Here is a 14925-nt window from a genome sequence, read left to right as displayed (position 1 = left end):
TCAACAATCGACCAAGAAAGTGTTTGGATTGGAAAACTGCATACGAGGTCTTTTCCGAAGAAGTGTTGCGCTTAATTTGACAAACCGTCCAAACAAAAAAAGGTTTCTTACAAAAGATGTTTCCTAAGGGTGAAGAAACATTACCTACAATTCGATTTAATTTATTTGTTGAAACGTGGAAACAAGATGAATTTGGGAAAGTAATTAAACTTGTTGGTGGTGCAACACCCTTGAAGGGGAATAAAGAATATTGGATTGGAGATATCGTTTGGCTTTCTTCTCAAGAAATTAAAAATAAGTATGTTTCCAAAGGAACATATACAATTTCAGAAAAAGCAGTAAGAGATAATCGAACAAAGGTTGTTCCATTAGGTACTCCACTTATAGTTACACGTAGCGGAATTCTAGCTAAAAGATTTCCAATCAGTATTTCTTTGAACGAAGTTGCAATTAATCAAGATATCAAAGCTTTGATATTTGATAAGACTAAAATTGATCCAGAATTTATTGTCGCTCAGATAAAAGCAAAAGAATCGTATATATTGAACAACATCGTTAAGACCGGAACGACGGTGCAATCTGTGAATCTTCCTGATTTAAACCGGATGATATTGCATATTCCAGAATATGAAGAACAAGTTAAAATTGGTGAATTCTTCAGACAATTAGATGAGGTTGTCGATCTAAAGGAGCAAGAACTCGAAGCCCTGATACAAACAAAAAAAGGTTTCCTTCAAAAAATGTTTGTCTAACCAATTAAGAAGAAATGAGGAATCGTGGTGAAGTTAACACATGATGATGAGCTGACGGTTGAACGACGATTAATTGAAGTCCTCGGTGAAGGACATAACCAATGGAATTATCGTCCAGACTTAAAGTCAGAAGCAGATCTATGGCACAATTTACGTCACAAGATCACCCGAAATAACTTATCGGAGATTGGTGAGCATCCAATCACTGACGCAGAGTTCGATAAAATTAAGACGGAGTTGTTGTCGAAAACACAGACGCCATTTGACGCAGCGCGCTGGTTAAAAGGCGAAAATGGGATCTCTCGCATTACGATTGAACGTGAAGATGCCACTCTTGGATCGATGTCACTCATCCTTTATTCGAACCAAGATATTGGTGGCGGCATCTCGACATACGAAGTCGTCCACCAAATCGCGAAACAACGGTCGACAGAGGACGGACGGGATCGTCGTTTTGACGTCACACTCTTAATCAACGGCTTACCAATCGTTCAAATCGAGCTGAAGAAAGTCACGGCGAAGGACGGCGTCTTCCAAGCGCATCATCAAATTAAGAAATACGCGGAAGAAGGCTTGTTCCGAAACAATATCTTTTCGACACTGCAGCTGTTCGTCATCTCGAACGAACAGACGACACGTTATTTTGCCAATGCGCTGCCCAAGGACATGCACCGGAAGTTTATTTTCAGTTGGCGGACAACGAATAATCAGAAAGTCGACAATCTATATGAGTTCGTCAAACAAGTTTTGAACATTCCCGATGCACACCGCTTGATCGCGAACTATACAATCGTCAGTGAAGACCAAGACAATAAAGCGTTGATGGTGCTCCATCCGTATCAGATTCATGCGATCGAAGCACTGTTCACAGCGGCGATGCGTCATGAATCGGGCTTTGTCTGGCATGCGACAGGATCAGGAAAGACGTTGACGAGTTTTGTCTCAACGAAGTTGTTAGCCCGTAAACCAGGAGTCGACCGGACAATCATGCTGATTGATCGAAAAGATCTGGATAATCAGACGACGAGTGAATTCACGAAGTTTGCTTCGGAGTTTAACACGGGGATCTCGACCGGGACGGGTTCCGCGAATAGCCTAATCATCGGCACGTCGAGCTCAAAAAAATTGAGCGAGACACTACTGTCGGATACGAACTCCAACACCGTCATCATCACGACGCGTCAAAAGCTCGAGGCAGCATTACGTTATGCGCAAAAGCAAGAAGCTGAAAAAGGGACGCAACGATTCCAGAAGCTGATTGGACAGCATATCGTCTTTGTCGTCGATGAATGTCATCGTGCTTTGAGTGCGGAAGGGATGGAGGCCATCAAAGGGTTCTTCCCGAACTCGACCTGGTTTGGCTTCACGGGAACACCGATCTTCAATGAAAACAAGAAACAAGCACAAGGTCAATTGGCGCGGACGACACGGGATCAATACGGTGAGATTCTACATACGTATACGATCAAGAATGCGCTCGAAGATGGATCCGTCCTCGGTTTCCAAGTCGAACACGAGGATACGATTGAACCTGCCTCGCTCTACAATTATATTTTTTCGAGTCTACGAGCAGATGCTAAATATGCGGACCGGACCGACGAAGAAATCGGTACCTTGATCGAAGAAATGGATGAGATGACGAAGGAGACATACATCCCGAATGATTTGTATGAACGGGACGCGCATATCGAGAAAGTCTTACAGAAGCTGTTCCGTCCGGATAATGCCTACACGAAGTTTGACTTCAAGAACGGGCGACCACAAAAATCGGCCATCTTGACGACGAGTTCGATCGCGATGGCGAAGCGCTATTACCACGCCATCCAAGAGATGAAGCAGGATCCAAATTGGATGGAGGCACACTTTGCGGGGCATCCGCTTCGAAAAGGACGGACGATCGATGATCCTGATTTCCCACGGATCGCGATTACCTACTCAATGCAAGAGAACACCGAGAACGCGACGGAAGTCCAAGAAGAAATGCGCCAAGTCATTCGTGCCTACAACGACTATTATGGAACGGCTTGGTCCATCGAAGACATCGAACGTTATAACGGCGATATCAATAATCGATTGGCACGGAAAAAAGCGGAGTTCAAGCAATTCGGAAAACATATCGATCTCGTCATCGTCGTTGATCGGTTGCTGACTGGCTTTGATGCGCCGACAATCCAGACATTGTTTGTCGACCGAAATCTCAGCTATGCGAACTTGATTCAAGCGTTCTCACGAACGAATCGAACGTATCCGGATAAGACAAAAGGATTAGTCGTCACATTTCGGCGTCCTGCGACGATGGAAGAAAACGTCCGCGCAGCGACGCGTCTCTACTCAAACGAGAACGAAGATACGAATCTGGTCTATCCGACGTACGATGAATCGAAGAAACGTTTTAAAAAAGCACATAAGGCATTATTACAACAAGTGACAAGTCCAGATGAAATCGATGAACATTCACCGCTGGAAGAACGAATTGAATTTGTCAAAGCATTCCAAGAACTTAACAATGCGTTTGAAGCTTTGATCACATACGATGACTATAATGATGATATGGAGAAATCACAGGCACTTGCCGATCAAGTAAAAACACTGGAAGCTTTCCTTGGTATCTATCACACAGTTAAAGGATCTTTAATTGAAGAATTGATGGATGGTGGAAATACGGAAGCAGACAAGAATGACGAAGCAGATTACTCTGAAATCGAATTCTTCGGAGAAAATGCGATTAAACTATACGATATTGATTCTACCTATATTGATCAACTCCTCGGCACATACTCTGCGAACAATGAAGACATCCGCTCTGAAATTGAACGAGCTCTTCAAAAACTCGGAAAATCAGAAGTCGTGCAAGCAGTTTATCAAACGATTTTGAATGCGATAGATGATCAAGTCGTTTCACCGGATGAAGATATTTTTGTGGTCAAGCGTCGTTACTTTACACAAGCTTATCAGCATAAGATCGAGACGTTTGCACAGGAATGGTATGTCGATGAGCAAGAGCTGCATACATCGGCTGTACAATATCAAGTAGGGATGGACGTCATACCCAATGTAGGACGAATCATTGAGAGTAAGAATTTTGCGAACTACAAAGAAAATCATCCGGAAGCCATTTTACTAAAGTACGGACCCGGTATGAAACGTGCTTGGCGTGTTGTGCTTGATGAATCGATTATTCCGCTTGATCAAGAATTACGCTAAACGACCAAGGCCCACATCGCTTAAATGATGTGGGCCATTTAATATGGGTCTTTACAATGTTTTATCAAAGAAGATTGGATTTCGCTCGTCGCTCGAATCACTAAGTTAAAAATTAAAAAATCATATGTATTACTATTTAGGTTGCCAGTACTTTGATAAATAGCTTCTTAATCATTATCAAAATTTACTATTTGTATTTATATGATTGCAGATTCTACTAATAGAAAATAAGTAATCAACAAGGAATTAAACGCTTTAAAATAAAATGATTTTTTTTGTGCTGACAGATTGAATAATAAAGGATTAATTTTATTTTTATATAAAAAAACGTTAACTACTCATCCTTAGATGTGTCTGGTTAACGTTTTTTCATAGTATTCAGTGAGGATAATACTTTGGTGCTAATGATCTGCATAAACTAGTTTACGTTCCTTTCTCTTCAAGTAAGTCAAAAGCAGTTGTAGTTAGAACTGGAGAAACTAAAATGAATGAAGTTCGTGTGTTTTGAAGCATGAAATTCACCTCCCTAAGTGATTTGAAGTGTATAGATAATCAATTTTCGTCATTGAGGATGTTGACGACTGCCGTCGTGACTGCTGGTAAGACGACGACGAGGATGGCACGGATGTTCGGGTGCATGGGATCACCTCCTTGAATCAGTTGTAATGGGTCATGCAGAATCATTTTCCGTCATTAAGGATGTTAACGACTGCCGTTGTAACTGCTGGTAAGACGACAACGAGGATGGCACGGATATTTGAGTGCATGAGATCACCTCCTTGAATTAGTTGTAAGGATACTGCAAAATCATTTTCCGTCATTGAGGATGTTGACGACTGCCGTCGTGACTGCTGGTAAGACGACGACGAGGATGGCGCGGATGTTCGGGTGCATGGGATCACCTCCTTGAATCAGTTGTAATGGGTCATGCAGAATCATTTTCCGTCATTAAGGATGTTAACGACTGCCGTTGTAACTGCTGGTAAGACGACGACGAGGATGGCTCGGATGTTCGGGTGCATGGGATCACCTCCTTAAAAGAAGTAGTAGTGAGAAAGAATTATTTTTCATCTTTTATCATCTCTACGATTGCTGCAGTGAGAATCGGTAAAACCATAATGATGATATTACGAGCATCCTTATGCATAGGATCACCTCCTTTAGTAAATTTAAAAGAAACGCTGCAGCTTACTCTTCAATTCCGATAAGCGTTAAAATTGCATTTAAAACATATGGAAAGATGGTTGATGCGACAGCAAAAATCACTTTTTTCATGAGATCCACCTCCTTGATAAATATATTTCAGTAAAGATATTACTTTTTGTTGTTCCACTTGTTTATGACGAACTTCAATAGTGAAGAGATCACCATTTCAAGAGCTTTAATAATTAATGTTTGAATTAGTTTATTCATAAAAACCAACCTTTCTGAATTTTCAATCATTTTTTCTTGTTAAAATACTTTAGGACGCACTTATCTGGATGTAACACGATAATTAGTTTAGTTAGTCGATATCTTTTCGTTTTTCTTAAAAAGAGGCCAGTTTACGTAACCCTGTCTTATCTAGTGTTATTGTTGTGGTGCTGTTTCTTATAGATACAATATATAACCATTAATACTTATTGTCAACATATTTACAAAAAGATTTTTATTAAATACAAAGTATTTATTTTTACTTGATGATATAATAATGAGGAGGTGATAAGAAATGAACAATTATCTGCACTCTTTAGGAAGTCAGATCACGGAAATACGTCAAATACTCGAAATATCGCAAGTCGATTTGGCAAATATGATGGGGGTTAGTCGACCTACTGTTGTCAAATTGGAGCAAGATCCTTCAAAGTTAAATATTGCGCTCGCTTATGCATTATTTGGATCTGTTGCATATAGAACATTCAAGCGCATCAAGGAAACGGAGAATATTGATCCCAGTGAGTATCAAGAATCAAAAAAAATGTTCGACTTTTTAGAGGTAATTGGTAAATACTCAGGAGTAGACGTTAGTAGCTTAAAGCGCTTAACTTCAAATGCTTTTATTGCTCTATCTAAAAAAGTTCCTACAATTAGCATTTCTTCAGTTAGTTTAATTTGGAATGCCTTCAATAGAGGAAAAGTAAAAAAAGAGTCCGTAAGTTCTGCTGAAGAAGTTGGGAAAGAAATGAACTGGAGTTTGGAAGCAGCAAAAATTATGAAAGAAGTGACACTAAATAAACTGTACAGTGATCACGAAACTCTGCTATCGATCTTTAACTTAAAAGAATTTAGTATCATCGCTTTCAACGAAGAGATTGAGAAAGGTGAAGATCCCGATTACGATTTGATGTGATTTTAGAAGAACGGTAAATACAGAAAACCTGCATTGTAACGCCAATGCAGGTTTTCTAATATTATGGGCTTACCTGGTTAAAGTTCTTAGAATGTGACGACTGATGTATTCTTCACAACCTTTCGTAATACTACGTGATTTTATTGCTTCATCCATTTCGCACTCCGTCCAAGACCAGACGGGGCAATGATCCCCTCGTCACGTAAGTCGCGCAACACACGATTGATGGTCGCCTCACTGATGTCGGGACAAGCCTTCCTTACGTCTGCCTTCGTGAATGGTGTGATGCGTCCTTCGACGAAACGACGAATCCGATTGTTCTTGTTCTGACTACCTGTCGTGACTAATCCGACGCGATCTTCGAGTTCTTTGTAGGCAGCGAGAATCGTGCTCAGCAAGTAATTGATCCAAGGGAACGGATTCTGTTGATTCTGGTGCCAACGCACGGAGGAGAGACGAAGTGACTCATAATAATCTTCCTTCCGTGATTCGACGATCTTCTCAAGACTGATGTAGCGTCCGACTTCGAAGCCATACTGATAGAGCAGCAAGAGGGTCAACAACCGGGACATTCGACCATTCCCGTCATTGAACGGATGAATCGATAGGAAATCGAGGACGAACAAGCTCGTCAGGATGAGTGGATCGACGTCTTCTTGTTGCCTGCGCTCACGAAGGCTGTCGCATAATGCCTGCATCGCTGCCGGGGTCTCAAACGCAGGGACAGGGGTGAAGCGCGTCCGGCGCGTGCCATCCGGGAACGTCTCACTAATCTCGTTGTCGACGTTCTTCCACCGCCCACCTTCGACGGGGACAAACTTATAAAGTTCTTTGTGTAGTTGCAACAAAATATTTGCATTAACCGGGATGTCTTCGGCTGAAGCGTGGATCAGGTTGAGGACGTCGCGATAACCAGCAATCTCTGCCTCTGAACGATCGGCAGGGTCGGCTGACTTCGACATAATGGTTTGGAGACGACTTTCCGTGACGATGATTCCTTCGATCGCATTTGATGCTTTCGTCGATTGGATGACGGCGACATCGCGTAAGGTGTTGAGGATTTGAGGCGCTTGCTGTTTATAGAGATCCTGCTTGCCCTTATACTCATTGATCCGTCCAATCAAACGGACGGTCTCCATCGGCAGGGCGAGGTCTTTGAGATAGGTATATGTATAGTCGCGCATGCGTCGAACTCCCTTCACGAAATAGATCATATAAAATTAAACATACTCATTTCATAGTGTTTGACTATGTTTAAACTCATTATAACGTATTTAATGTTGTTCATACACGCATAAACATAGTCAAATCATCGTATTTTGACTATGTTTATTTGTTTTTGACCACGATTACTTTTTTTAACCGAAAGTCGAACGATCCTGACTGATTTAAAAACAATCCTGGCATTGAAAGTGTCTCGACGATCGCTCGCAGGCTTTCGTTAGTTTTCAATTCCTTCGAATTCACTGAGCTGAGATCAATCGCTTCAGTTTTTCTTCTGTATCGGATTCCTCAACAGGTGTATAGATGCTACATCGCAAGTCGTCTTCTCCCTGTACTTGGAGGGAGGTCAAGTCGAATAGCATCTTACCGACTTTTCCGTGTCGGAATTCAATCAGGATTTCCGGAGCCTTACTGACCTGACTCTCCATCCAGAGTGATTTGAATTCAGGATACGTATCACTCATCTCCTGAATGAAGGACGTATACCATTCATCACCAGAGTATTGACCGTAGTATGCTCGGAAAATGGACAAGAACCCTTTGGCGAAATGTTTACAATCTTTTTTTGTATACAACTCTTAATAAATATTAGCGATTCGGGAATCTTCACCCCTGCTGTATCATCATTCATCCAACGATTCGTAACACGTTCTATCTTTTTTGTGACAACGCGATACATCAATTTAATCAGATTTCGCTTGATTAAGGACATCGTGATCTATATTTTTAGTAATCCACCTTCTGAAGGGAGATTTAAATCCACACCTAAAACACAACTGTATATGTTGTCATTCTAATTCTAGCTCCTTCATCACATCGTCAAAAGAGAGTGCTTTTGATTGCTTCTCATGTGCTTCTTTAGCTTCACGATAAAGCTGTAGATCTATGTCGTCTTCGATGCGATCGAGGACAGCATCTCGCACGAGTGCGGAAATCGTAATGCCCTTCGCCTTCGCATATTCTCTAATGAGGTGTATCTCATTATCGTTCAATCGAATTGTAATCATACTCATGTTCATCAACTCCTCTATCATACATTGTAGTATGGATGCAGATTTACTCATACGATTGTAATCAATACTGGATCACTTACATAAGATTCGACCTTTCAATATCTTAAATGAATAGGATTCGTCGTAAGGAAGTAGATCGAAATCTATTCAAATTGAGATAAACATGTTCATTCTCTTGTGTTTTGACTATGTTAAAAAAGAGGATAACTATCATTATCTTTTTCTTTACCCCGATAGCGTAACACTCAAGATTTGCTTGAATGAAACGATCTCGACGTCTAGATTTCGTTTGACGAGGTGGACCTCCTCCTGCACATAGTCGAGCTTCTCGACGAAGGCATCGAAACGATGCGTCAATGGACCGTTCATCGCCGTCACTGTGACGATGTCTCCGCTGAAGATGGCGTCGTTCAACGCGTTCTCGATCGTCCCATCGATCGGTCCCTCCGTATCCTCGAACTTGAGATGATGCACTTCCTGATAATAGCGTTTCAGCAATCCTTTGTGTTCGGGCATGAGGAACGGGATCCACTTCTTATTGCCTCGGTCTTCATAATTCATTAAAATCACTCCTTTACATAATAAGAACATTTGTTCTTATTATGTTACTCGTTTCTCTTGTTTTCAATCCGCTTTTTCGACGTCTCATCAATGCCTCCGTTTCTGGGAACGAAAAAAGGCGCGACGATTACCTCGTCACTACCTCATTATGTTTCGGCTATTTGATTGGACTAGAGATTCATTCTCCGACCATGCCGTCATGGTCATTGTCCTGCATATATTGGTACAACCAGTGCTTCTCCGTGATTGGCATCGCAAAGCCTGCGTCCTTCGCTTCCTGGATTGTCACTTGACCATTGCCGTCGGTATCGACGCGCGAGACATCCTCGGTCGCTGTGGTATCGGCAGAGGACGTCGCTGACGATTCTGTTTTCGTCTCCTTTTTCTTTGTCAGACCGAGTGCAACATTCGTCTCGTCCGGATTGCCGTTCTTGAACCGGTCGACGACGGTGTTTCCACGGACCGTGTAGGTATACTGATACGCGGATGGAATCATCGTCGACGTATCCGGATAGGTAATCTGAGCTTCGAAGTTCGTCGCGCCACCTGCCTTGCGGATGACGTCCTCCATGTACGCCTGATCACCATGACGGTTCAAGGTGCTGTCCTGCGGAGTGATGTTGTAGGCGTTCGAGACGCCACCGAGCGAGTCGGCGATGATATGTCCTTCATCGAGATCCGCGCGTTCGACGCCTGGCACTTTCGCCTCATCAGAGTAATAGCGTCCATCATGCGTGACGTCTTCCGTCGCATCATTTTGGAGGACGATCTTCTTCGCGATGACTCGGACCAACTGTCCATGCTCATTCGTGAACGCCCAGTATCTCCGGTCACCGAAGCCGATGTTGACGACGACGTTCGCCTGCCGACTACCGGACAGGTCTCCGCCATCGACCGTAATCTTTTTATATCCTGTGAAAGAATCCTGCAGAGTCGTCGTTTTTGATTCCGTTGATGCATTCGTCTCCTTTAGTTGCTTGGTTGTACGAGTATCAGCCTCTTTTTCTGGATGTTGATCGGAGTTCTTCTTCGCTTCGGTCTTTTGTGTAGTCGTGTCGTCTTGTTGCGCTACTTGTTCTGTTTGATCTGATGGAGGTGAGGTCGTCTCCATATCTGTACATCCTGCCATCAATAAGACGGCAAGGGGAATCGCTATGTAAGAAATCTTCATGAGTGTACTCCTTTTTCATTCAGTCTATCGTTGCGTCCTTCATTATAACGCTACTTACCAGTTCTTGCTGTCTTAATTGAAATCGGTGGTGCGGTAAATGATCTTTTCAAAGGCATGGAACAGAGCGGTACCGCTCTGTCTGATGGAAAGGGACTGCAAGCCGTCCTGTTTCCGTACTCTAGCTCGCTCCTCGTCGGCGCAAGGGCCATCAAAAAAAGCCGCTGCCGTTCCTCGTCTTCCTCCGCGTTTTGGCTCAAAGCAAAGCTTTTCGCTCGCGGGCTCCGGAAGCCTTCGTCCCGGTGCGCTGTCCGCTTTTTTTGATCTTTCCCTGCGGTCACCCTTGCACCGTCTCGCAACGCTCGCTGCGTTCCCGTCAACAGGACGGCACCGTGTCGGACTGCATCCCACTCGCGAAAGGAGCTTTTCCATGAAACTGACTACACTCGTTGAAATCACTCGTATCCGCCAAGAGGTCCGAGAACCGGACGTCGCGCTCGAGACGACGCACATCACGTCCCCCGAGGACGCGTTCTGTATCGCCAAGCGCTTCATCCAGGACGATGACCGTGAGGTGTTCCTCGTCATCCTACTCAATACGAAGAACCGCGTCATTGCCGTCCATCGGGCACACGTCGGTAGCATCAACTCGAGCGTTGTCCATCCCCGAGAAATCTTCAAGTCCGCCATCCTCAACAATGCGACGTCACTCATCGTCAGTCATCAGCACCCGAGCGGTGACCCGCATCCGTCACGTGAAGATATCGAGGTGACCGAACGGCTCGTCGAGGTCGGACGCATCGTCGGTATCCAGCTTCTTGACCACATCATCGTCGGTGCCGGAGAAGAATACGTCAGCTTGAAGGCACAAGGTGTTCTTTAAAGGGGATAATAGAGCGTAGACGGACGGGACACCTCCGTCCTGTCTGCGTGTAAGGGCATGGATGAAAAACGACGACGTTTTTCTTTTGAGAGAGCGCAAGCGAGTAAGGGATGGATTCGTCCCGAATCCAAGGGCAATGAGAAACCCGCAGTGGACGGATCCACTGCGGGTGTTGGTTTAAAATAAAGTTTGATCAAAATGAAGCGACAAAGGCTTATCTTACGTTAAATTTAAAGAACCCGTTTTGAAAAAAGTTTGATCAAAACGGGTTCTTTCTTTATGAAGTATTACACTATTTTTATAAAAAATTTTGATAATTCTCTACTGTATTCTTCAAAACAGTACCCAATTACGAAAGATCTTATTTTGATAATAACCCCATTATTTCTCCTTCATCATTAATCAACCCCTTAATTTTAGCTGTTGATCTTCAATGAAATATATACAATCTGCTACACAATCAATAAACCTGCGATCATGTGATACGAAGATAATAGTGCCTTTATATGCTGTAATAAATCTTTCTAACGCTTCAATAGCATAGATATCTAAAAAATTGGTTGGTTCATCTAACAATAAAATATTATACTCTCCTAAAAATAATTGACATAATTGTAGACGAATCGCTTCACCACCACTTAATGATTTTACACTTTTTAATATATCTGTGCCGACAAACAACATGGAATGTAGAACGCTTCGTAAAAATCTCTCATCGTATTCAGAACGATTTTTCAGAAATTCCAATACCGTTTCATCCCTTGTATATTGATAGCTCATTTGACGAAAGTATCCAATTTTTGCTTTTAGTGAAATTGTTAAACCGGGCGCATTGATAGCAATATGGTGGAGTAAAGTACTTTTGCCAGCACCATTTTTACCCGAAATTGCAATTTTTTTACCAAGCGGCATTTGAAAACTTACTTCATTTAATAATACTTTATTATCCACTTGAAGAGTAAATCGGTCTGCCATTATCGGAAATTTATTATGCAGCTCTAAATTTCTCGATTGATGGAAGTTTATTTGCCTATCCTCTTTTACAGCATCGACTTCCTGAAGTTTTTCCATTCGTTGCTCAATGGCCTTTGCTGCACGCTGCATAGCTTTTTGGCTCGTACCTTTGGATTTTGTCATAAAGGACTTATCCGGCTTTGCATTCGCATCTTTTTTTGACAATCGACCTGCTTGTGCAACTTTTTCAGCTTTCTTCATTTTTTCTTGTGCTGCTTTTTCTAGCCTGCTCTTTTCTTTTATGAACTGTTCATGTGCTTTACTCTGCTGTTCACGTTCTAACTTCTTTTGTGCCATGTAGTCGCTGTAATTTCCTGAATAGATTCGTACCTTACCTTCATGAACTTCCCAAATTGTCGTAACTAGTTCATCTAATACAGAACGGTCATGACTAATTAATACAAGCGCTCCGTAGTAATACCTAAGTTCATCGAGCAAAAACGAAATCCCCTCTTGGTCTAAGTGAGTAGTCGGCTCATCAATTAATAAAGCTTCATAATAATGAGTAAACAATTTAGCGAGTTTCATCCTTGTTTGTTCCCCACCGCTTAGTTGATTAGAGTCTTTTGGTACGTCTAATTTTCCAAGTAACACTGGATCAGCATCACGTACTGATGGAGTTTCAAGTTGCTCAAAATAGCCATTCTCAACAAGCCGATTCACCTTTCCCGTTGTTGGCTTAATGATACCCGCCAGTAATTTTAGTAACGTGCTTTTACCTGCACCATTTTTACCGACTATGCCGATACGGTCAAATTGGTGTACAGCTAATCTTTCAATCTTTAAAACCTCTTTATCTAGATATGTCACTTCTACATTTTCTAATTCAAAACAGATTTGTTCCATCTTTCGCTACCCCCGAAATATTTTTATTCCGTATCGATAGCTAGAATCGATACGAGCCTCTTTCTCAAAACCAAGCTCGTATCAAAAGAATAGTAAAAATTGCATGAAATTCCCCTCCTATTTTGCTTTTCTTACGATAACAGCATTTAATACAATTAATATACCTGTAATCAAAAATAATACGGCCACATTTGTTAAGTGGATCAGAACCCCAGCAAATGCGTAACCCAACGGTGTTGCAAGTAATGCCAAACTTCCAACAAAACTAAACACTCTCCCAAGTAAATGAGGTTCAATTTCGGTTTGGATAAGAGCATAAAACGGAGCTGAAAATAATGGACCAGACAATCCCACTAGACCAGCCATTACGATAAATCCATAGAATAAAGTTGATGGAAGTGTGCCAGAAATGAATAAGGCAATCCCCATCAGTATCATTCCGCTAACAATGAGTTTCAATTTTTCAAATCGATCTCCGAAAATCCCCATTAATATACCACCAAAGATGAGGCCAACAGCAAAAACAATTTCGATTATTCCAGCTTCAACTACGCCCTTCTCGAAATGATTTCGTGTCATAAGCGGAAAGTAAGTGCCTAGCGGAATATACAGCACCGAAACAATCGTAATCGTGACTGTTAACCTTAATAAAACAGGATGTTTTACAAGTGCATGATATCCTTCTTTCATATCGCTGATAAAACTAGAAGAATCAACAGTTTCTGAACTCTGTACATTTGGAATGTGAATAAATAGCAAAATACTACTAGCAATTACTGCCCCAAAGACATCTAGTAATAGAACCCACTCAACGGAGCTTATCGCTAGTAATGACATCCCCGCTGCTGGACCAACAATATTTGATATAGAAGCCACTGTCTGTCCCCATCCAGAAACTTTTGTCAAATGCTCTTTTGGGGCTATTAGTGGAATAGACGCTTGCATAGCCGGCATATGGAATGCAGTTGCTAATGAACGAACGATCAATACAATTATCACCAATATAATACTCGGATCATAAAAATACATTGATACAAATAAAGCTAAACTTCCAAGTGCAACCGTCATATCTGCAATTATCATAATCACTTTTCGTGAATAACGATCAGTAATAGTTCCTGCAAAAGGACCTAACAATGCTTGTGGCATAAATCCAGCCAGTCCTGCTAATGTTAAAATCAGTGGAGAACCTCCTGATGTATCTGTTAACCACCAAATGATACTAAATTGAACAGCAGCACTGCTTAATAGTGAAAAGAACTGCCCTGTAAAAATCGCAATAAATTTCCGTTTCCAATTCATATTATCCATTTTCCCTACCTCCAAATAATAAAAAAATCACAAGCATCTGCTTGTGATTTTAGAGTAAAGGGAAAGAGATCCATCCTTATTTTTTGTGACTTGTAGAAAGTCATCACTAAACATACCTAGCTCTAGCATGAGCATGGCTAAGAAAGTGAAAAAGATAAAAATAAAGAAGGGCAGAACAAGTCGCCTTTCTCATCATAACATCTTTCCATCCCAAATAAATCAAACAGTATATTGCCTACATCAAAATAGTTAGACAAACCACAAGTATGGATTGGGTGGATTTTTGAAATGAAGATTATTAAAAAAGGACAGACTACTCCCGTTTACTCTGTAAATACAAACAGAGCCTTTGAACGTATTTAATTACTTGTTCAAAGATAGGGAACGTAGTCTCATAGAATGTGTCATTTTTAATAATCCTCCTAATAGTTTATAAAATACATTAGTAATTATATATTTTTAATAAAAAAAGTCAAGTTAACTAAGACTATTTTTCTTGCACTGTACTGAATACCCTTTGGCATAAATACCAATATTTCAAAACTTAATATATATTTATCATAAATTTCTTCTGTTATGTGGTATTTTGGATAATGGCCCGTTTGCAGAAAAAAGATTAC

General features: G+C 41.5%; 12 protein-coding genes and 1 pseudogene. 4 read left to right on the top strand and 9 right to left on the bottom strand.

Features of this window, described 5'->3' with window-relative positions:
* The first annotated feature begins 116 nt into the window (after positions 1 to 116).
* The gene (locus KNQ14_RS15760; RefSeq protein ID WP_214861776.1) at positions 117 to 752 is read left to right on the top strand and encodes a restriction endonuclease subunit S; all 636 of its coding nucleotides are present in this window, start codon (positions 117 to 119) and stop codon (positions 750 to 752) included.
* A 24-nt stretch (positions 753 to 776) separates the two neighbouring features.
* Positions 777 to 3956: a type I restriction endonuclease subunit R gene (locus tag KNQ14_RS15755; RefSeq protein WP_214861775.1), complete on the top strand. Its 3180-nt coding sequence runs from the start codon at positions 777 to 779 to the stop codon at positions 3954 to 3956.
* A 552-nt stretch (positions 3957 to 4508) separates the two neighbouring features.
* On the opposite strand, the gene KNQ14_RS16890 is transcribed toward KNQ14_RS15755, so the two are convergent.
* A complete protein-coding gene (locus KNQ14_RS16890; RefSeq protein ID WP_256442260.1) occupies positions 4509 to 4640 on the bottom strand; it encodes a hypothetical protein in 132 nt (43 codons plus the stop codon).
* Positions 4641 to 4763: 123 nt separating this feature from the next.
* Positions 4764 to 4895 carry a hypothetical protein gene (locus tag KNQ14_RS16885; RefSeq protein WP_256442259.1) on the bottom strand — a complete coding sequence of 44 codons (132 nt, stop codon included), beginning with the start codon at positions 4893 to 4895 and terminating at the stop codon, positions 4764 to 4766.
* 769 nt (positions 4896 to 5664) lie between these two features.
* Here KNQ14_RS16885 and KNQ14_RS15750 point away from each other — a divergent pair.
* The gene (locus KNQ14_RS15750; RefSeq protein WP_214861774.1) at positions 5665 to 6285 is read left to right on the top strand and encodes a helix-turn-helix domain-containing protein; all 621 of its coding nucleotides are present in this window, start codon (positions 5665 to 5667) and stop codon (positions 6283 to 6285) included.
* A 140-nt stretch (positions 6286 to 6425) separates the two neighbouring features.
* Here the strand turns inward: KNQ14_RS15750 and KNQ14_RS15745 are convergent, their stop codons facing one another.
* From KNQ14_RS15745 to KNQ14_RS15725, 5 genes and pseudogenes are all read right to left on the bottom strand, one after another.
* Positions 6426 to 7469 carry a Fic family protein gene (locus KNQ14_RS15745; RefSeq protein WP_251138430.1) on the bottom strand — a complete coding sequence of 348 codons (1044 nt, stop codon included), beginning with the start codon at positions 7467 to 7469 and terminating at the stop codon, positions 6426 to 6428.
* Positions 7470 to 7748: 279 nt separating this feature from the next.
* Positions 7749 to 8060, bottom strand: a pseudogene (locus KNQ14_RS15740) (MmyB family transcriptional regulator); the annotation flags it as partial.
* Between the two features lie 237 nt (positions 8061 to 8297).
* Complete coding sequence (gene relB, locus KNQ14_RS15735) at positions 8298 to 8522, bottom strand: type II toxin-antitoxin system RelB family antitoxin (protein WP_214861772.1); 225 nt, start codon at positions 8520 to 8522, stop codon at positions 8298 to 8300.
* 225 nt (positions 8523 to 8747) lie between these two features.
* Positions 8748 to 9083, bottom strand: a complete 336-nt coding sequence (locus KNQ14_RS15730; protein ID WP_214861769.1) for a YolD-like family protein — start codon at positions 9081 to 9083, stop codon at positions 8748 to 8750.
* A 178-nt stretch (positions 9084 to 9261) separates the two neighbouring features.
* Entirely contained in the window at positions 9262 to 10254 is a 993-nt protein-coding gene (locus tag KNQ14_RS15725) for a DNA/RNA non-specific endonuclease (protein ID WP_214861767.1), read from the bottom strand.
* 427 nt (positions 10255 to 10681) lie between these two features.
* Between KNQ14_RS15725 and KNQ14_RS15720 the strand changes: the two genes are divergently transcribed.
* On the top strand, positions 10682 to 11134 hold the full coding sequence (locus tag KNQ14_RS15720; protein WP_316500097.1) for a JAB domain-containing protein: 453 nt from the start codon (positions 10682 to 10684) through the stop codon (positions 11132 to 11134).
* 402 nt (positions 11135 to 11536) lie between these two features.
* On the opposite strand, the gene msr(G) is transcribed toward KNQ14_RS15720, so the two are convergent.
* Positions 11537 to 12994, bottom strand: coding sequence for an Msr family ABC-F type ribosomal protection protein (msr(G), locus tag KNQ14_RS15715; protein WP_214808484.1), 1458 nt, complete (start codon positions 12992 to 12994; stop codon positions 11537 to 11539).
* Between the two features lie 117 nt (positions 12995 to 13111).
* A complete protein-coding gene (locus KNQ14_RS15710; protein ID WP_101035418.1) occupies positions 13112 to 14305 on the bottom strand; it encodes a macrolide efflux MFS transporter Mef(F) in 1194 nt (397 codons plus the stop codon).
* Positions 14306 to 14925: the final 620 nt, after the last annotated feature.

Source organism: Exiguobacterium sp. s161 (assembly GCF_018619045.1).
GTDB lineage: Bacteria > Bacillota > Bacilli > Exiguobacteriales > Exiguobacteriaceae > Exiguobacterium_A > Exiguobacterium_A indicum.
The sequence above is the reverse complement of the archived record's forward strand: the minus strand, read 5'-3'. Positions and strand labels throughout refer to the sequence as shown.

Coding starts and splice junctions, on each gene's coding strand:
- KNQ14_RS15730 (WP_214861769.1), bottom strand. CDS start 9,083: ATGAATTATGAAGACCGAGGCAATAAGAAGTGGATCCCGTTCCTCATG.
- KNQ14_RS15725 (WP_214861767.1), bottom strand. CDS start 10,254: ATGAAGATTTCTTACATAGCGATTCCCCTTGCCGTCTTATTGATGGCA.
- KNQ14_RS15760 (WP_214861776.1), top strand. CDS start 117: ATGTTTCCTAAGGGTGAAGAAACATTACCTACAATTCGATTTAATTTA.
- KNQ14_RS15720 (WP_316500097.1), top strand. CDS start 10,682: ATGAAACTGACTACACTCGTTGAAATCACTCGTATCCGCCAAGAGGTC.
- KNQ14_RS15710 (WP_101035418.1), bottom strand. CDS start 14,305: ATGGATAATATGAATTGGAAACGGAAATTTATTGCGATTTTTACAGGG.
- KNQ14_RS16890 (WP_256442260.1), bottom strand. CDS start 4,640: ATGATTCTGCATGACCCATTACAACTGATTCAAGGAGGTGATCCCATG.
- KNQ14_RS16885 (WP_256442259.1), bottom strand. CDS start 4,895: ATGATTCTGCATGACCCATTACAACTGATTCAAGGAGGTGATCCCATG.
- KNQ14_RS15750 (WP_214861774.1), top strand. CDS start 5,665: ATGAACAATTATCTGCACTCTTTAGGAAGTCAGATCACGGAAATACGT.
- relB (WP_214861772.1), bottom strand. CDS start 8,522: ATGAGTATGATTACAATTCGATTGAACGATAATGAGATACACCTCATT.
- KNQ14_RS15745 (WP_251138430.1), bottom strand. CDS start 7,469: ATGCGCGACTATACATATACCTATCTCAAAGACCTCGCCCTGCCGATG.